Here is a 20,782-nt window from a genome sequence, read left to right as displayed (position 1 = left end):
TTTATAAAAAAATGTCACTATAGGAATTCTTGAAAATATGAGCTTTAATCCATTCCCTGTAATATCCAACAAGACTTTTGGCTTCAATGATGTCTCTGATGTCTTCAATGAAGTCTTCAAAGCTAATGATAAATTATTTAAAAGATCCTTTAAAAAACGCAGCTATTCAGATAAACGAGAAGTGAAAGTCCGCCTAGATCTTGATTTAGCTCCTACAAACATTTCAGTTCTTGACCAACCTAAGGTTAAAAGGAATAATCAGTTTGATACTGATACTTTTGCCAATGATACTTCTACCACTGATGCTACTGATATAGTTCTGTCTCCTCAGACCATATTTGCTGCTCCAACAGCAATTTCTAGTCCTGTAGTTGATACCACAGTTTTTCCTACACAAAACCAGTCTAATCTAGGCACTCCTTTTAGCTCTTCTATTTCTCAGGCTAGTAATTCTTTTAGTAAGCTGTATATTTTTGGAGATAGCCTCTCCGATCAAGGCAATATTTTTAATATTACAAAGTTTGCCAATAGTCTGGAGCCACAAATTCCCATCGTTCCTAATTCTCCTTATTTTGAAGGTCGATTTAGTAATGGACCTGTTTGGACTGATTATCTCTCCGCAGGTTTAGGATTGCCGATACAGATATCTACGAAACTGAGTGTACTTTCTCCTTCTATACCGCTTTCTTCGCCATTCGCCTTGGTTAATAGTGAGTTAAGTGTCAGTCCATTTTTTAATGGTGCTACTACCACTCAAAGCGTTAACTTTGCCTTTGGCGGCGCTCAGACTGGCGTTAACAGTGGGCTAGCAGGTACAGTTAGCAGCTTAATTCCTGGTGTATTACAACAAGTAGCATGGTTTATCAACGATCACATTAGTGTTGGAAAGACTGCTGACTCTAACGCTCTATATGTTGTTTTTGCAGGGGGTAATGATTATTTAGATCCTAGTAATGCCTTACAGCCAAATCAATCTGTTAGTAATATTGCATTATCGATCGCAGCGCTCTACAGTCAAGGAGCGCGTAACTTCCTAATACCCAATTTACCTGATTTAGGAATTACGCCACGGGCCTTAAAAGGTGGAGCCGAAGTTGAGACCAGACTCAGTAATTTAACGATCGCCCATAATACATTACTTAATGAGGCGATCGCAGGGCTGGAGAATCTACTACCCCAGAGCAATTTAATTCCTTTAGACTTCTATGGTTTACTTAACAATATCGCAGCAAATCCCAGTCAGTTAGGGCTTACCAATATCACTGAACCCAGCTTTGATGCTACAACAGGTACTATAGTTGGCGATCCTAATACCCATCTTTTCTGGGATGAAATCCATCCCACAGCCATCGGTCATCTTGGGTTAGGTATTAGTGCACTTGTTTCCGTTCTCACTTCCACTCCGCAAGTCAATAATCTTAGTGCGGCTGACCCGATCTTGGTTTCTTTGGGCAATCAATCCAATTTTGCTCAAAATACCTTATTACCCGATATTTTGGCATCGACATTCAATCCAACATCTACTCTTATAGAAGTCTCTTATTAAACTTAAAGACCGCAACGGACAGAGCAAAGTGTTGCATTAAAACCTAATAAAGCAACATATATTGCCTTATTTAGGGCTATCTAAAAATTTTAAAAGTTTCCTCCTGCTCAAATTTAGGTATCTAGCATGTTCGATTTTCAAGGAAAGCAACCATCTACAAGTCTGCCTATAGACCAACTGAGAACTTGTTTAGGAGCAGTTGAAACAGCCTTAATGCTTGAGCCTGCGATTAGATCAGCAATTGTGAGGTTAAAACAAGATCAACTGGTAGCCTATGTGGTGACAGCCTTACAGTTATTCGATATTAAAGAAATTCATAGATATTTACAAAATGTAATACCTTTAGAATGGATTCCCCATGTTTTTATTCCTCTAGTAACCTTGCCATTTAATCCATTGGGAGAACTAGACGAATTAGCATTAGCAAATATTCCTGTAGTTGATCATCACCTTGCTACTCAATGGGAAGCCCTGATCAGTCAACAACCTGACATAGAAAAAGTAGCTGTAGTTGTGAGCGATCGCCCTACCCAAAACTTTCCTCTCCATCTATCAGATCTTTTACCGAACTGGGTTGGCTCTCGAAGTGTTCATGCACCAAATCGAATTGAGCCGATTTCTGATCGGTCTAATGATGGGATAGAGATTAAAAGCGATCGCTTAGCAATTAGTCATGGTGGACTACTTCAATTAGCTCCAGACAATCCTTTAAATCTAGCGGAAGCCCTGAAGCAAGCTGCTAGCAAATCTCCTGATAAGGGGATAACGTATATTACTGATGATGGAACTGAATCTCAACAGACCTATGGGGAATTACTGGCAAAGGCTCAATCGGTAATGGCAGGATTAAGTCAATTAGGCTTACAGCCTCAAGATAAGGTTCTCTTTCAATTAAAAGATAATTCTGATTTCTTAGCTGCTTTTTGGGGCTGTATTTTCGGAGGATTTGTTCCAGTTCCTCTATCCGTTGCAAATAGCTATCAAGAATTAAATAACAATGTTAAAAAACTGCACTATACATGGGAACTTCTCGATCACCCAATTATTTTAACAGATCGGCATTTAGTGGCTGATATCCATTCAGTAACTAGTATCTTAAATATGCGTAATGTCCAAATTGCTGAGATTGAGAATCTTCTCCTAGTGACACCATATTTAGAATATCATCATAGCCAACCAGATGATTTAGCAATTCTCCTGTTAACTTCTGGAAGTACTGGTAATCCTAAAGCAGTTATGCAAACGCATCAAAGTATTTTGAAGCGATCATTTGCCACCATCCAGATGAATCAATTTACTAGTCAGGACATTTCTCTGAATTGGATGCCTCTCGATCACGTTGGTGGAATTGTTATGTTCCATATCCGCGATGTTTGTTTAGCTTGTCAGCAAATTCATATAGTAACAGAATTTATACTAAGTGAGCCTTTGCGCTGGTTGGACTTGATTGATCGCTTTCGTGCAACTATTACATGGGCTCCTAACTTTGCCTATGGCTTGGTGAATAAGAGTCTTGATGGGAATCAATCCAAGTTATGGGATTTATCGTCAATGAGATTTATTTTAAATGCAGGTGAGGCTGTTGTACCCAAAGTAGCTAGGCTTTTTTTGGAGCAACTGCAAGTCTATAGACTCCCAACAACTGCGATGCACCCAGCATGGGGAATGTCAGAAACTTGTTCTGCTGTAACTTACTCAAAACGTTTTAGTTTAGATTTGACTAGTGATCATGATTCTTTTGCTGAGGTAGGCGTAGCTATTCCCGAATTTTCCATGAGAATTGTTGATTCAAAAGGAAATCTTGTAAATGAAGGAACTATTGGAGCTTTGCAAGTACAAGGATTGATGGTTACCAGTGGGTATTATCGGAACTCTACAGCCAATCAAGAAGCTTTTACGACAGATAATTGGTTTAACACTGGCGATTTAGGAATATTGCGTAAAGGTCGCTTAACTATTACAGGTCGCCAAAAAGATGTGATTATCATTAATGGTATTAACTACTATAGCCATGAAATAGAAAGATTTGTCGAAGAAATAAAAGGAATCGCTACTTCTTACACAGCCGCAGTAGGTGTTAGAGATGGTGGAGATACTGATCGCTTAGTGATTTTCTTTAGTCCGATCGCTAAAGATGAGACCGCTATTATCAAGCTGATGCAATCAATTCGTGAACGGATATTACAATCTTCAGGTATTTACCCAGATTATGTAATCCCTGTTGAATCAGCAACAATTCCCAAAACTGCGATTGGCAAAATTCAGCGATCGCTACTCAAAAAACAATTTGAGGATGGTGAATTTAAGCGCGTCATTAAGAAATTTGACATCCTTGAGGCGAATAGTAATACCATCCCTGACTGGTTCTTTCGTAAAGTTTGGCATCGCCAAGAGCTTAGACCTTACGCCATCCCCAAAATCAGTCGGACATTGTTGATTTTCTTAGATCTTCTGGGTCTCGGTGAGTCCATCGCTCAAATTCTCACCTCTGAAGGTCAAACCTGCATCAAGGTCGAGATTGGCAGTGAGTTTACAAAATTTAGCTCTCAGCATTATGCGATCGCGCCTAATAATGCTAGCCACTATTGCCAACTACTAGATAGCTTAGCCAAAGATAATTTAGCCCTGACAGACATTCTCCACCTGTGGAGCTATGGCGAAGCGAGATACGAGATATCTAGCCTAGAAGAATTGGAACAAGCTCAAGAATATGGATTATATAGTTTGCTGTTCTTAGTGCAAGCACTTGTACAAGAGACTAATCAAGCCCCAATTAAACTACAAGTCGTTTCTAGTCATGCTCAAGCAGTAATAGATAATGAGGCGATCGCCTATGCAAAGACCCCATTACTTGGTATTACCAAAGCAATTCCTGCTGAAATACCTTGGCTCAATTGCCAGCACATTGACCTGTCTCATTCGGGCGAAAGCCTATCAAACCATACCGCCTTTATTCTTCAAGAATTTTCGACATTATCCAAAGAACTAGAGATTAGTTACCGAGATGGGCAACGGTTTGTGAGTAGGTTAGCCAGAGTTGATTTTTCACAATCGCCAAAGCAAGAAATTCCTTTTAAACAGGGTGGAACTTATTTACTAACAGGCGGATTAGGTGGTATTGGCTTAGAAATCGCAAAATATCTGCGAAGAGAATATCAAGCCCGTTTACTTATAGTGGGAAGAACGCCTTTACCCCCTAGAAACCTTTGGGCAGAACACATACAACAATCAAGCCATATCTCTAATAAAATCCTTGCTTATCAGACCCTTGAACAAATTGATAATCGAAGCGATCGCCATAGCAAGATTATTTATCAAGCAGCCGATATCACCGATTTCGAGATGCTTCAATCTACAATTGCTCAAGCCCAAAAGCAGTGGCAATCTAATCTGGATGGAATCATTCATTTAGCAGGGCTTTATCATGAAGCGGCTTTAGTTGATGAGACTCCAGACACGATCGCCAAAATCTTAAGCCCTAAAATGGCTGGTACTTGGGTATTAAACCAGCTATTAAAAGATAATCCCAACAGTATTTTTATTAGTTTCTCTTCCATCATTGGCTACTTTAGTGGATCGATGCTCGGAGCCTATGCCGCTGCCAATGCTTTTCTAGAGGGATTTAACAACCACCAGAGACATCACCAGCACTCTAGTTACTGTTTTGCTTGGAGTATGTGGGATGAGGTGGGGATGAGCCAAGGATATGCAATGAAGGAACTCATTCGCACTAAAGGTCGATATACTTTGACTCCACTACAGGGAATTCAATCTTTTATTAGTTGTCTACATCATAGGCAATTTCAAGCCATGATTGGTTTAGAACCAACTAACTCATTCATCCGTAAATATTTACAGGAAGAGCCTTATAACCTATACGGATTAACTGCTTTTTTAGAAAGCCCAATTGAAATCGCTAATCAAGAATTTCCATCTATGCTTAGCGATCGCCTAAATTCTCTGGCTATAGTTGATGCCTTTAATACTTCTAGTAAATGTAGGTTTGTACAGGTTGATCAGATACCACTGACCAGTACAGGAGAAATTGACCGTCAAAAATTACTTGATCAAGATAAATTATTTAATCGTGACCAAGCCGAAAGGATTTTGCCACGCAATGCAGCCGAGCGGCAAATTGCTAAAATCTGGCAGGATATTCTCAAAGTATCGCAACTTAGTATTAATGATAATTTCTTTGAGCTGGGAGGACAGTCTCTATTGGCTACTCAAGTAACTTCACGGATTCGAGAGGTATTTCGACTAGATTTGGAGTTATCTGTTTTTTTTAAAGCGCCAACTATAGCAGGAGTTATCAACTCTCTAACTAGCCAAGCTCCTGCACCAAACTATATTCACAAAGTTGCAGAACTGCGCGAAAAGATCAGCACAATGTCACCTACAGAAATTCAAGCTAGGTTGTATAAGAATAAGAGTCCCATAAATTAAGCGATCACTTTGCTGTATTTAGGATCATCAAAACATTTATAGATGTATGAAAAGCACAAATTTTTGGGAAATGTCTGACTCAAATCTCGATGAGGAAAAACTTTTAGATCTCTTACTGGCCGAGGAAGGAATCACAATGTCTTCTGCGGAAACTATTTCTCTGAGAACACAAGACATTAACAGCCAAGAAAAAAATCCGATCCTGTCATTTGCACAGCAAAGAATGTGGTTCTTTTATCAAATTGAGCCTGACAACCCTTTCTATAACAATTCCATCGCTTTGAGTTTTAGTGGGTTCCTTGATATCACTAATTTGGAACTTAGTCTGAAAGCTTTAGTACAAAGACACGAAACTCTACGCACAAATTTTAATGTAGTCGCTGGACAACCTGTGCAGGTAATTGCACAGACCCAAGCTATTAATTTATCCTTAGTTGATTTACAAGACTTGGCAGCAGATCGCCAGTCCATAGAAGTTAAGCAATTAATTAAAGCTGAAGCTCAAATTCCTTTCAAACTTAGCACTGACACTTTATGGCGTACTAAATTATTAAAGCTCGACAAAGAATCTCATATTTTAATTATTACAATCCATCACATTATTTCTGATGGCTGGTCGATGGGTGTATTAGTTAATGACTTAACCAGCTTTTACCAAGCATTTTGTAATCAAACTGCTCCTGCATTACCTACCTTAACAGTGCAATATGCCGATTTTGCCGGATGGCAGCATCAATGGTTACAAGGCGATCGCTTAGCAGCACAGCTAGATTATTGGAAGCAGCAACTAGATGGGGCTTTGCCGATATTGGAATTGCCTAGCGATCGCCCTCGTCCATCGACCCAGACCTATCGTGGAGCAGTGGCAACATTTCAATGCGATCGCCCCTTGACGCAACAATTAGAAAAATTAAGTCAGCGATCGGGTGTAACCCTATTTATGACATTGCTTACTGCTTTTGCTGTTCTCTTACACCGCTACAGTGGACAGCAGGATCTAGTAATTGGCTCGCCAATCGCTAATCGTAACCGTGTCGAGATCGAGAACTTGATTGGTTTTTTTGCCAACACATTACCCTTGAGAATTAAAGTTGACAATAATCCCACCTTTGAACATTTACTCACTCAAGTTCAAGCAATCACATTAGACGCATATTCCCATCAAGATTTACCCTTCGATCTCCTCGTTGAGGAGTTAAAGACTGAACGACACTTGAGCCATAATCCCATTGTGCAAGTAATGTTTGCTTTGCAAAACTCTCCACTTCCATCAATTAAATTGCCCAATCTAGAAATATCCCAAATCGTTAGTTTTGACAGTGGATCGGTGCGCTTCGATCTGGAAATGCATCTATGGGAATCTCCAGATGGGCTGAGAGGAGATGTAGTTTATAGCACTGATCTATTTAATGCTAGTACAATTCAAGGGCTGATCGGACATTTCAAAACTTTGCTAGGAGGAATAGTAAGTAATCCCCAACAACGAGTGGCAGAATTACCAATTCTCACGACAGCCGAGAGACAAAAAATCTTAATCGAATGGCAACAGACACAGACAGAATATCCTAGAGACAAAACTATTGCTCAATTGTTTGAGATGCAGGTAGAGAAGAATCCTGAAGCGATCGCAGTTATCTATGAAGACCAACAAATCTCCTACAAAGAACTCAACCAAAAGGCAAATCAACTCGCTCACCACTTACATAAACTAGGAGTAGAACCAAACACTTTTGTCGGGATCTGCATAGACCGCTCAATAGAAATGATTATAGGTTTAGTTGCCATCCTTAAAGCAGGCGGAGCTTACGTACCCATTGATGCCAACTATCCACCAGAGCGTATAGATTATATGCTTGCAGACGCGCAAGTAAAATATCTACTAACTCAGCAAAGCTTAGGCAGTAAATTTTCGGATAGTCAAACACAAGTGATTTACTTGGATCGTCAATGGGAAGCGATCACGCAAGGGTCTAAAGATAACCCATTTAGCCAGACCAAAGCTGAGAATACTGCCTATGTGATCTATACATCAGGCTCTACTGGAGAACCTAAAGGCGTTGTTGTGCCAAACCTTGCAGTAAATAGACTAGTTCTCAATACAGACTATATCCAACTAAGTTCGAGCGATTGCATTGCCCAAGCTTCAAATGTTTCTTTTGATGCAGCTACCTTTGAGATTTGGGGAGCGTTGCTTAACGGAGCAAAACTAATTGGTATTAATAAAGAAGTTATACTTTCTCCTCAAAAATTAGCCAATCACATTAAACAACATCAGATTACGACTTTATTTTTGACGACAGCATTATTTAATCAGATTGCCAAGCAGGTTCCAGATGCTTTCAGTCTTCTGCGTAACCTCTTGTTTGGGGGTGAGGCATCTGATCCAAAAGTAGTAAGGGAAGTACTTGCACAAGGCTGTCCTACTCGCTTGCTTCATGTTTATGGACCTACAGAAAATACAACATTTTCCTCTTGGTACTTAGTAGAGTCTGTTGACGAAGGCACAACTACTATTCCTATAGGTAGATCTATTGCCAATTCGCAAATGTATATTTTAGATCCTCATATACAAGCAGTTCCTGTGGGTATTTTAGGAGAAATCTATGTTGCAGGTGCTGGTCTTGCCAGTGGCTATCTTAACCGTCCAGAATTAACGACTGAAAAATTTATTAATCATAGTTTTACTGAATCACAAAGTATAAGACTCTATAAAACTGGTGACTTAGGCAAATATTTACCTGATGGCAATATTGAGATTTTAGGGAGAAGTGATTTTCAAGTAAAGATAAGAGGATTTAGGATCGAATTAGGAGAGATAGAAACAGCCTTAAGACTGCAAGAGGATGTAAGAGAGACAATAGTTATAGCTTTGGATGCTGAGAGAGGTAGCAAACAATTAGTTGCCTATGTTGTTCCGAAGACAGAATCATTGACAAGTAAATATCTTCGGAACTTTTTGAAAGAGAAATTGCCTGATTACATGGTTCCTGCTTTCTTTGTGTTCTTGGATAATTTACCACTAACTCCTAATGGCAAAGTCGATCGCCGTGCCTTACCTACTCCTCAAGCCGATACTGGTGCTGATATTTTAGGAGAAAATTGGGAATCTGCTGTACCCACTAATGCTGACGAAACTTTAATTGCGAATATTTGGATGCAAGTCCTTGGGTTAGAAAGAGTTGGTATCCACGATAATTTCTTTGATATTGGTGGCAATTCTCTCTTAGTGATCCAAGTACATGATCAATTACAACAAATGTTGAATAGGGATATTTCGATAGTTGACCTATTCAGGTATACGACGATTAAAGCTCTTGCCGAATATCTTGCCATCGATAGGGCTAATCACGATCGCGATCAAAAATTGACTGATCAATCTCGCGATCGCATGATTAACCGCACAGATAAACAAAAACAGGCTCTAAAGCTACAACAACAGCGTCAGCAGCAATCAAAGGAGAAAAGGTAATGGATAATCTGGAAAAAGATTTAGAAGCTTATTTAGAGCCTTATGGTGATGGGGTTGAGCCAATCGCGATCATCGGAATGTCAGGGAAGTTCCCTAAAGCCAAGAATATTGACCAGTTCTGGCAAAACTTGCGGGATGGAGTGGAATCTATCTCTTTTTTTAACGAACAAGATTTGCTTTCTGTTGATCCAAATCTATTAGCCAATCCTGATTATGTAAAAGCTTTTGGGGCGCTAGCCGACATTGAGTGGTTTGATGCAAATTTCTTTGGGTTTAATGCGCGTGAAGCTGAAGTAATGGACCCTCAGCATCGGCTTTTTTTGGAGACTGCTTGGGAAGCGATCGAAAGTGCTGGGTACAATCCTGAAATATATAATGGTCAAATAGGTGTTTACTCTGGAGCTAGTCTCAATAGCTATTGGTTAAACAATCTTGCACTCAATCAAGAATTACCCCAATTAGTGAGTGATTACCAAATACTCTTAGGAAATGATAAAGACTTTGTGTCAACGAGGGTTTCTTATAAGCTCAATCTCAAAGGTCCAAGCATTAATGTTAGTACGGCTTGTTCGACTTCCTTAGTCACGGTACAAATGGCTTGTCAGAGTTTACTAAATTATCAATGTGATATGGCTTTAGCGGGTGGGGTGGCAATTCGGACTCCCCAAAAACAAGGCTATTTATATCAAGAGGGAATGATTCTTTCTCCTGATGGACATTGCCGTACCTTTGATGCTCAGGCGAAAGGAACTGTCGGTGGTAGTGGTGTTGGTATTGTAGTTCTCAAACGATTGAGTGATGCGATCGCGGATCGAGACTTTATCTATGCACTGATTCGTGGTGCAGCAATTAATAATGATGGAGCCGCGAAAATTGGTTATACAGCTCCTAGTATTGATGGGCAAGCAGCAGTAATTACCGAGGCTCAATCCTTAGCTGGCATAGATCCTGCCACGATTAGCTATATAGAAGCGCATGGCACTGGTACGGAATTGGGTGATCCGATCGAAATTGCGGCTCTCAATCAAGCTTTTCGCGCTAATAATGAACAATCTCAGGGACAACCAAAGCAAGGAAATTTTTGTGCGATCGGATCTTTAAAAACCAATGTCGGACATTTAGATACTGCCGCAGGGGTCGCAGGATTAATCAAAACCGTCCTAGCACTACATCATCAACAGATCCCCCCTAGTTTGCACTTTGAGAAACCCAATCCCAAGATTGATTTTGGTAATAGTCCTTTCTTTGTAAACACAACTTTGCGGGATTGGGAAAGTAATCATAGTCCAAGAAGGGCTGGAGTTAGTTCCTTTGGGATAGGAGGCACTAATGCGCATGTAGTTTTAGAAGAAGCACCTCAAATACCTGAACTAGAACTATCTAGTGAGTCGCGCCGCTTTCAACTATTACTCATATCAGCTAAGACAAGTACGGCTCTAGATACAGCAACCGTAAATTTAGCTCACCATTTACAGACATATCCACAGCAACAACTTGCGGATATTGCCTATACTCTACAGGTGGGACGACAAAGCTTTCAATATCGACGGATGTTAGTTTGTGAGAATACCATAGAGGCGATCGCTAACTTACAAGATTCTCTCAAGCTATTAAGTCAAAGTACAGAATCCACAAACACACCTATTGTATTCATGTTTTCGGGACAGGGAACGCAATATGTCAATATGGGTAAGGATTTGTATGAGAACGAAGCAGTTTTTCGCGAATATCTCGATCACTGTTGTGAGATCCTCATCCCCATCTTAGGAACCGATCTCAGGCAAATTATTTACCCTAAAGCCGATCGCTTAGAGTCATCAACTCATCAACTGCAACAGACCGCGATCGCCCAACCAGCAATTTTTGCGATCGCCTATGCACTAGCACAGCAATGGATTTCATGGGGAATCAAACCTAAAGCGATGATCGGACATAGCATTGGGGAGTATGTCGCAGCTTGTCTATCAGGTGTGATGACCTTAGAAGAAGCACTTGCCCTAGTAGCAATACGCGGAAAATTGATGCAGCAACTTCCCGCAGGTGCGATGTTAGCTATCCCTTTAACAGAGCAAGAGATAGAGCCTTTGCTAGGTTCAGATTTATCCATCGCCGCCATCAATAGCAGTAATCTTTGCGTTGTGTCAGGCACAATCGAAGCGATCGAGCGGTTAGAACAAAAATTGAGATCCCAAGAAGTAGATTGTCGTCGCTTACATACCTCACATGCTTTCCATTCAATCATGATGGAACCCATGCTGGCGGAGTTTCGATCTCATATCGCCAAAGTGCGCTTAAATCCCCCTCAAATTCCCTATATATCTAATGTGTCTGGGAACTGGATCACCGCTAGAGAAGCCACCGATCCCGATTACTGGGTGAGACATATCCGCCAGCCCGTTAATTTTGCAGCAGGTCTGCAAATCCTATTCAAAGAACCACAACAGGTTTTATTAGAAATTGGTGCAGGTAGAACCTTAAGTACCCTCGCAAAAAGACATTCAGATAAAAAGTTAGAACAAGTCATCCTCACATCATTGCGGCATCCCCAAGAGAAGCAGTCAGATTTAGCCTTTCTGCTTTCGGCTTTAGGTCAACTATGGATGTCTGGGGTTAGTATTGACTGGAATGCTTTTTATGAAAGAGAAAAGCGCCGCCGTTTGCCATTACCAACCTATCCCTTTGAGCGTCAATATTATTGGATTGAGCCATCAAATTCTCAGATTACTCAGCAATTACCCAATGCTAAAGTCTCTCACAAAAAAGATTTGGCCGATTGGTTTTATATCCCCTCATGGAAGCGATCGCCGATTACTGTTTATTCAGCAACTAAGAGCTTAGCTAATAAGCATTGTTTGATCTTTGGCGATCGCAAGGGATTCACTACCAAATTAGTTACGCATTTACAGACGCTATACCAAAATGTAATATGCGTGGAAGCAGGAGGGGAATTTAGTAAGGTCGATGATTTTAACTATGTTTTAAATCCACATGATTCTAAAGATTACGATCTTTTGATTACGGATCTACTTGATTTGCATACTATGTCCTATGACATTCTCCATTTATGGATGCTTGATCATAGTGACAGGGATAACTATCTAGGCGATCGCTCAAATAATTTGGAGCAGGTTGAACAATGCCAGATCAAAGGATTTTATAGTCTTATCTTTTTGGCACAAGCCATTGGCAAGCGAAATCTAAATCATCAATTACGCTTGTTTACTATTTCTAATAATATGCAGAATGTTGCTGATGAAGAGCAACAATGCCCAGAAAAAGCAACGATTTTAGGAGCCTTAAAAGTTATTCCCAAAGAGTATCCTCAAATTGCTTGTCGCAGCATTGATATTTTATTACCTCCACCAGAAACTAGACAAGAACAGAAGCTAATTGCTCAATTAGTTGAGGAACTAGTTGATATATCTAGCGACAAATCAAATAATGCTTCTCACCCACAAGTAATCGCCTATCGAGGTAACCATCGCTGGCAGCAAACCTATGAACCAATTCACGTTGAAGCAAATAATTCTGGCAAGTCCAAATTACGCCCCGAAGGAGTTTATCTAATTACAGGTGGACTAGGCGGGATTGGTTTAACATTGGCGGAACATATCAGCAAAGTTGTGAAGCCTAAGTTAATTTTGACTAGTCGTTCAGCATTTCCTAGTCGCGATCGCTGGTCAAGTTGGTTAACAGAACATCCTGAAAGTGATCGCACCAGTCAAACAATTCAAAAACTTCAATCTCTGGAGCAACTAGGTGCAGAAATCTTGGTAGTTCAAGTAGATGTAGCTGACTTAAATAATATGCAAACTTTAGTTGCAGAGGCGATCGCCAAATTTGGAAAAATCGATGGCTTAATCCACTGTGCTGGTGTCCCTAGTGGTAGCATCATGCAGCAAAAAACAAAATCAGAGTTGGCACAGGTCTTATCTCCAAAAGTAGCAGGAACCTTAGTCATCTATCAAATTTTTAGAGAAACAGCGTTAGATTTTGTAGTTCTCTGTTCATCCTTATCAGCAATTGTAGGAGTGTTTGCCCAAGTAGATTACTGTGGGGCAAATACTTATTTAGATGCTTTTGCTCAGGCTACTGCTTTAGAATGGCATAGCCCCGTAATTAGTATTAATTGGGATACATGGCAGGAAGTAGGAATGGCAGTGGATATACAGATGCCACAGGATTTGCAAGATAGCTATCAATCAGCATTGGGCTATGGTATTCTGCCCGAGGAAGGAATGGAAGTGTTTAATCGTCTCCTTGGGACTAATTTATCTCAAGTTTTAGTATCAACGCGCGATTTGTATAGCCGCCTCACCCAACTTTCTCCCTTGGAGAGCGACTCACAAACTTCTACATCTCTACGCTCAGATCTGGCAAAATCTAGCCATGCTCGACCTCATCTGAATACAGCCTATGTCGCTCCCACCAATGAAATAGAAAAAAGTCTAGCAGAAATTTGGCAACAGCTACTAGGCATAGAGTCCGTTGGTATATATGACAACTTTTTTGAGTTAGGAGGACATTCCTTATTAGGAACTCAATTAATATCGCGAATCCGTCAATCTTTACAAATAGAGATGCCCCTCAGCTATTTATTTGCCGAACCAACAGTAGCTAGATTGGCTGATTATGTAAACGATAGTCACTTAAAGTCACAAGGTTTAGTATCAGATTCTCACTTATCTACCAGCGATCGCGAGGAGGGCGAAATATGAGAAGTACCAATGAGCTTTTAGCATATTTACGAGCATTAGATATTCAGCTTTGGGTCGATCAAGGTCGATTGCGGTTTAACGCGCCTCAGGATGTTATGAATCCAGAACTAAAGGCAGAAATTGCCTCCCACAAAGCTGAGATTATTGAATTACTGAGTCGTCTTAGCCCAGCTTCTGCACCAATTCCTCTTGTTTCGCGTCAACAAAATTTGGAGCTATCCTTTACACAAAGAAGACTATGGTTTCTCTATCAGCTCGATCGCGATGTTGCTGCTTATCAATTAAGGTATAACCTAAAACTGACAGGTATTCTGTACATAGACATTCTAGAACGAAGCCTAACAGAAATTGTTAGCCGTCATGAAATCTTACGGACAAACTTTCTAGAGATAGAGGGTAATCCATTTCAAATAATTCATCCACCTCAACCAGTCAAATTGTCAGTAATTGATTTACAAGAATTTGCATCGACAGATCGAGAAACTAAGTTACATCGATTGGCAAATCAAGAGGCTCAAACTCCCTTCAAATTAGAAAAAGATGCTCTCTTACGTGTAACATTACTGCGCTTAGCTCCTCAAGAACACATATTATTAATTACATTCCATCACATCATTGCTGATGCTTGGTCAATTGGCATATTTTTGCGAGAACTATCCTCACTATATAAATCTTTTGTAGAGGCAAAACCTGTCACTCTTCCTAATCTTCCTATTCAATATGCTGATTTTGCTCAATGGCAGAATCAACACTTAACTAAAGATACTTTAGTAGATCAAATAACCTATTGGGAAAAGCAATTAGCAGGTATTCCACCAGTTCTAGAATTACCAACTGATCGACCTCGACCACCTGTACAAACCTTTAATGGAGGTGCAGAATTCTTTGAGATTAGTGCAGGCTTGACCGATCGCTTAAAGAACCTCAGTCAAAGATCTGGGGTGACATTGTTCATGACAATCATCACAGCCTTTTTCATCTTACTGGCTCGATATACTGGCGAAGAAGATATTGTTGTCGGTATCCCGATCGCTAATCGAATGCGTGTGGAATTTGAATCCTTGATGGGATGCTTTGTCAACTCCTTAGTATTGCGATCGCAATTTCATGGTGATCCAACTTTTCTAGAGCTATTGCAACAAATACGTCAAACGTCTCTAAATGCTTATGCTAATCAGGATTTGCCTTTTGAGCAATTAGTAGAAGCTTTACAACCAGAGCGATCACTCAGTCATAGTCCTCTATTTCAGGTCGTGTTTGCTTGGGAAAATGTACAAATCGAGGCTTTAGATTTACCAAATTTGCAGATTGAGGCTTTTAAAACCGATCATTTTGCAGCAAGAGCTGACCTCAATATAGAAATGATGGAAACTGATCAAGGTTTACAGGGACTATTTGAATATAATACTGATTTGTTTGAACGCTCGACAATTGAGCGCATGATTGGGCATTTCCAAAATCTCTTAGAAGCGATTGCCACCAACCCTCAACAAAAAATTAGCCAAATACCTTTACTAAGTGCATCTGAACAGCAACAAATTCTGATTGATTGGAATGATACAGCAGTTAGCTATCCTGAAAATATTTGCTTCCATAAGCTAATTGAATTGCAAATCCAACGTACTCCTGATGCGATCGCTGTTACTTATAAAAACCAAAAACTCACCTATCAAGAACTAAACCAAAAAGCCAATCAACTAGCCCATCACCTCTTAGCCATCGGCATCCAACCAGAGCAGCTAATTGGTATTTGTCTAGAACGCTCTCTCAATATGCTAGTGGGATTACTTGGTATTCTTAAAGCAGGGGCTGCCTATGTGCCAATTGACCCTAGCTATCCTCGCGATCGCATTGAATATATGCTCAGCGATTCTCAAGCTCAGATACTAGTTACTCAAGATAGCCTTATACCCCAAGATTATTCAGGACTAATCATTAGCTTAGATGGAAACAGAAACAAACTAACTCAGGAAGCAATACATAATCCCGATGTTCTTATAAACTCTAATCAATTAGCCTATGTAATTTACACTTCAGGTTCCACTGGTAAACCCAAAGGTGTGCAAGTCTTGCATAAGGGGGTCACAAACTTTTTGCTAAGTATGCAAACAATTCCGATCCTTTCTTCAGATGATGTTTTAGTTGCGGTAACAACGATCTGTTTTGATATTGCGGTGTTGGAGCTTTATCTGCCTCTGTTAGTGGGTGCGAAATTAGCGATCGCTAGTCGTGATGTTGCGCGGGATGCGATGCAGTTACGGCAATTAATTGACTCTGAACAGGCAACTTGTATGCAGGCTACTCCTTCGACTTGGCGAATGCTCTTAGAGGTGGGTTGGCAAGGTGGTAAGAATTTTAAAGTGTTTTGTGGTGGTGAAAATCTGCCATTACCTTTGGCTACATCTCTAGCTAGTCACAATGGTTTTGTCTGGAATCTCTATGGACCTACTGAGGCGACGGTCTGGGCGACGATCTCTCAGGTGAAGTCTGGCGATCGCAGCGTCTCGATTGGTAGACCTTTGGCGAATACTCAGTTGTATGTCCTTGATGAGCAACTGCAACCTGTGCCGATTGGTGTGGCAGGTGAATTGCATATTGGTGGTGTGCAGGTGGCGCGTGGCTATCTCAATCGTCCTGACCTCACTGCTGAAAGGTTTATTCCTGATCCTTTTTGTAAACATCCTGAGGCAAGACTTTATAAAACTGGCGATCGCGTTCGTTATTTGGCTGATGGTGCGATCGAGTATTTGGGGCGTATTGATTTTCAAGTCAAGTTACGGGGCTTTCGTATTGAATTAGGTGAAATTGAATCGGTTCTGCTCCAGCAACCTTATATTCGAGAAGCTGTTGTACTTTTACATGAAGAAAGCTTAGATGATAACTATCTAGTGGCTTACATCGTTCCCGACCAAGTTGATATAGACATTTTAGAACTGCGTCGTGTTTTAAGACAACAGTTGCCAGAATATATGGTTCCAGCGCTTTTTATAGAGTTAGAGTCTCTTCCGTTAACCCCGAATGGAAAAGTAGATCGCCGCTCGCTACCTACTCCGACATCTTTCCAGAGCCAATCCGAGGCTGTTATTGAAGATACTCGCACACCGATTGAAGATCTGCTGGTAAGTATCTGGAGTAATGTTCTAGGAATAAAATCTGTTAGTATTCACGATAATTTCTTTGTAATGGGTGGGCATTCGCTCAAGGTTATGCAAGTTATGGCAAGAGTGCGTGACTCTTTTTCGATTGATTTGCCATTACAGACTTTGTTTAGAGAACCAACGATCGCAGGCTTAAGTAGAGAGATCGAATCAGCTTACCAAAATCAGCAAGGATACCAAATTTCGCCAATTGTTCCTACAGAGCGTTCTACCTATGAGCCAGTTTCTTTTGCCCAACAACGGATGTGGTTTCTACAACAGTTTGAACCCAATAGCGCAACTTATAACATTCCTATTGTCTATCGGATATCTGGCTTACTAGAGATCACCATTCTAGAAGAGAGCTTGATGGCACTATTAAAGCGACATGAAATCTTGAGAACTAGCTTTGTCTCTGTGAATGAACAGATTGTCTGTGCGATCGCGGAAACTATTTCGCTAGCTTTTACAGTAGTCAAGATCGACTCAGAAACCACACCAGAAAGTCTACAGCAGCTAATAGACACAGAAATTCGTCAGCCCTTTAACTTAGCTAAACCTCCACTATTTCGCATCAAAATTTTAGAGCTAACCAATTGCGATCGCGTATTGATCATTAATTTCCATCACATAATTACTGATGGCTGGTCGCTCAATATATTCATGCAAGAATTAGCAGAACTTTATCAAAGTTATCTCCACAACAAACCTATATCACTCAAAGATTTACCAATTCGCTATGTAGATTTTGCAGTTTGGCAAAGGCAATGGTTACAAGGTGAAATGTTGCGATCGCTCACAAACTATTGGCAACAACAGCTAGCAGAACCATTACCAATCCTCAGCTTACCCACAGATCGTCCCCGACCTTTAATCCAAACATTTCGAGGTGTAACTCAACCCATATCTTTATCGGCTGCTTTAACAGCACAAATTAAAAATCTTGCCCAGAGAACAGAAACCACTATTTTTATGATCCTGTTAGCAGCTTTCCAGATTCTGCTAGCTCGGTATTCTGGTCAGACAGATATCATCGTCGGTACGCCGATCGCAGGTCGCCATCAAGTTGAAACTGAGAGCTTAATTGGCTTGCTGGTTAACTCCTTAGCAATTCGCATAGACTTATCAGGCAATCCCGCCGTGGATGAACTATTAGGCAAAGTGAGAGCAGTTACTCTTGCTGCTTATACACATCAAGATTTGCCTCTAGAGCAACTAATCGAAGCTTTGCAAATAAAAAGAGAACTTAGCTATGCACCTCTATTCCAAGCTATGTTTAGTCTTCTCAATACACCATCTCAGACTGCTAAATTCTCCGAAGATCTGGAGCTAATACCTATATGGAGCCATACAGGTACAACCAAGGTAGATCTAACGCTAGGGCTACAAGAGACAGGTTCAGAAATTACAGGGGTCTTTGAATATAATAGTGACCTATTTAATGTTAGTACAATTCAACGTCTGATCGGACATTTTCAAACTCTACTAGAAGCAATTGTAAGAAATCCCCAACAACGAATTGCAGAATTACCAATCCTCACAGAAACAGAAAGACAAACAATCTTAGTCGAATGGCAGCAGACTCAGTCAGAATATCCTAGAGATAAAACTATTACTCAATTATTTGAGGCACAGGTTGAGAAAAATCCAGATGCGATCGCTGTTGTTTATGAAGACCAGCAAATTAGTTATCGAGAGCTAAACCAAAGAGCCAATCAATTAGCCCGCTATTTACATAAATTAGGTGTGGGTAATAATCAACCAATTGGAATTTGTGTAGAACTCTCTATTGATACAATTATCGGACTCGTTGGCATCTTAAAAGCGGGAGGGGCATATTTACCAATTGATTCCAACTATCCAAGTGATCGCATTGATTACATGTTAGCTGATGCTCAAGTACAGATATTAGTTACACAGCAAAACCTAAGAAACAACTTTCTCGATAGTCAATTATTAGTTATTGAGTTAGATCGTGAATGGGAGATGATCGCCAAAGAGAGCAAAGAAGATCTATCTAGCAATACTACAGCCGAGAGCATTGCTTATATAATCTATACCTCAGGCTCTACAGGCGAACCTAAAGGAGTTGTAGTTCCACATCGAGCTGTTAATCGACTAGTCATTAATACAAACTATATCCAGTTAAGCCCTAGAGATCGCGTTGCCCAAGCTTCAAATATTGCTTTTGATGCAGCTACCTTTGAGATTTGGGGAGCATTACTAAATGGAGCAAAACTAATAGGTATTACTAAAGAAGTTTTGCTTTCTCCCCAAAAATTGGCTAAGCAGATTAGACAACATCAGATTACAACTTTATTCTTGACAACAGCATTATTTAATCAAGTTTCAAAACAGATTCCAGATGCTTTTAGTCCTCTAAGCAACCTTTTATTTGGCGGTGAGGCATCTGATCCAAAAGCAGTAAGAGAAATACTTGAACAAGGTTCACCTGATCGCTTGCTCCATGTTTATGGCCCAACAGAAAACACGACTTTTTCATCTTGGTACTTAGTGGAGTCTATTGACGAAGAAGCGGTTACAATCCCCATAGGTAAGCCTATTGCTAACTCGCAGATGTATATTTTAGATAGCGATCTAAATCCTATTCCTATCGGTGTAGTTGGAGAAATCTATGTATCGGGTGATGGGCTAGCCAAAGGTTATCTCGAACGACCAGAATTAACGGCTGAAAAATTTATTCATCATAGGTTTACTGAATCAGACAGTATAAGACTCTATAAAACTGGTGATTTAGGCAGGTATTTACCTGATGGCAATATTGAGATTTTAGGGAGAAGTGATTTTCAAGTAAAGATAAGAGGATTTAGGATCGAATTAGGAGAGATAGAAACAGCCTTAAGACTGCAAGAGAATGTAAGAGAGACAATAGTTATAGCTTGTGATGACGAAAGAGGTAGTAAACAATTAGTTGCCTATGTTGTCCCGAAGATAGAATCATTGACGGGCAAAGAGATTAGGAGCTTTTTAAAAGAGAAATTGCCTGACTATATGATTCCTGCATTTTTTGTGTTCTTGGATGAGCTGCCTCTAAACCCCAATGGCAAAGTCGATCGCCGATCCTTACCTACACCAGATTTAGCTAGCCCTAGTTTAGAAAGTAGCTTTGTAGCACCTAGTACAGCCACAGAAAAGGCGATCGCTAAAGTTTGGCAGGAAATCCTCAAAATAGAACAAATTGGCATCCATGATAATTTCTTTGAATTAGGAGGACATTCATTAATTGCCACTCAAGTCATGTCACGCTTACCACAGCTCTTTTCATTGGATTTACCCCTCAGCTTACTGTTTGAATTACCAACTATTGCTGAGATAGGCGATCGCATAGATACGGTCCTTTGGGCTTCAGGAGATGCTTTAAGTACTAGTTTTGATGGGGATGTTGATGAAGAGGATGAATATACAGAAGGTCTTCTATAGCCAACACATGAGTGAAATATATTGG

General features: G+C 40.3%; 5 protein-coding genes. All 5 read left to right on the top strand.

Going from position 1 to position 20,782, the window contains the following annotated elements; all coding sequences use genetic code 11:
- The first annotated feature begins 37 nt into the window (after positions 1-37).
- The 5 genes from B9G53_RS09805 (at position 38) to B9G53_RS09785 (ending at position 20,757) form a co-directional block, all read left to right on the top strand.
- Positions 38-1,546, top strand: a complete 1,509-nt coding sequence (locus B9G53_RS09805; RefSeq protein ID WP_094531658.1) for an SGNH/GDSL hydrolase family protein — start codon at positions 38-40, stop codon at positions 1,544-1,546.
- A 126-nt stretch (positions 1,547-1,672) separates the two neighbouring features.
- Positions 1,673-5,992 (top strand): SDR family NAD(P)-dependent oxidoreductase, encoded by a 4,320-nt coding sequence (locus tag B9G53_RS09800; RefSeq protein ID WP_094531656.1) that lies wholly within the window; start codon positions 1,673-1,675, stop codon positions 5,990-5,992.
- A 46-nt stretch (positions 5,993-6,038) separates the two neighbouring features.
- On the top strand, positions 6,039-9,461 hold the full coding sequence (locus B9G53_RS09795; protein WP_094531654.1) for a non-ribosomal peptide synthetase: 3,423 nt from the start codon (positions 6,039-6,041) through the stop codon (positions 9,459-9,461).
- Positions 9,461-14,179 (top strand): type I polyketide synthase, encoded by a 4,719-nt coding sequence (locus B9G53_RS09790; RefSeq protein ID WP_094531652.1) that lies wholly within the window; start codon positions 9,461-9,463, stop codon positions 14,177-14,179. The genes B9G53_RS09795 and B9G53_RS09790 overlap by 1 nt, the downstream gene beginning before the upstream one ends.
- The gene (locus B9G53_RS09785) at positions 14,176-20,757 is read left to right on the top strand and encodes a non-ribosomal peptide synthetase (protein WP_094531650.1); all 6,582 of its coding nucleotides are present in this window, start codon (positions 14,176-14,178) and stop codon (positions 20,755-20,757) included. Before B9G53_RS09790 ends, B9G53_RS09785 begins: the two co-directional genes overlap by 4 nt.
- The last annotated feature ends 25 nt before the right edge of the window (positions 20,758-20,782 follow it).

The sequence above is a fragment of the Pseudanabaena sp. SR411 genome (genome assembly GCF_002251945.1).
Classification (GTDB): Bacteria; Cyanobacteriota; Cyanobacteriia; order Pseudanabaenales; family Pseudanabaenaceae; genus Pseudanabaena.
The sequence above is the reverse complement of the archived record's forward strand: the minus strand, read 5'-3'. Positions and strand labels throughout refer to the sequence as shown.

Bases quoted from the DNA above. Each gene is read 5' to 3' on its own strand.
- B9G53_RS09805 (WP_094531658.1), top strand. From the start codon at position 38: ATGAGCTTTAATCCATTCCCTGTAATATCCAACAAGACTTTTGGCTTC.
- B9G53_RS09800 (WP_094531656.1), top strand. From the start codon at position 1,673: ATGTTCGATTTTCAAGGAAAGCAACCATCTACAAGTCTGCCTATAGAC.
- B9G53_RS09795 (WP_094531654.1), top strand. From the start codon at position 6,039: ATGAAAAGCACAAATTTTTGGGAAATGTCTGACTCAAATCTCGATGAG.
- B9G53_RS09790 (WP_094531652.1), top strand. From the start codon at position 9,461: ATGGATAATCTGGAAAAAGATTTAGAAGCTTATTTAGAGCCTTATGGT.
- B9G53_RS09785 (WP_094531650.1), top strand. From the start codon at position 14,176: ATGAGAAGTACCAATGAGCTTTTAGCATATTTACGAGCATTAGATATT.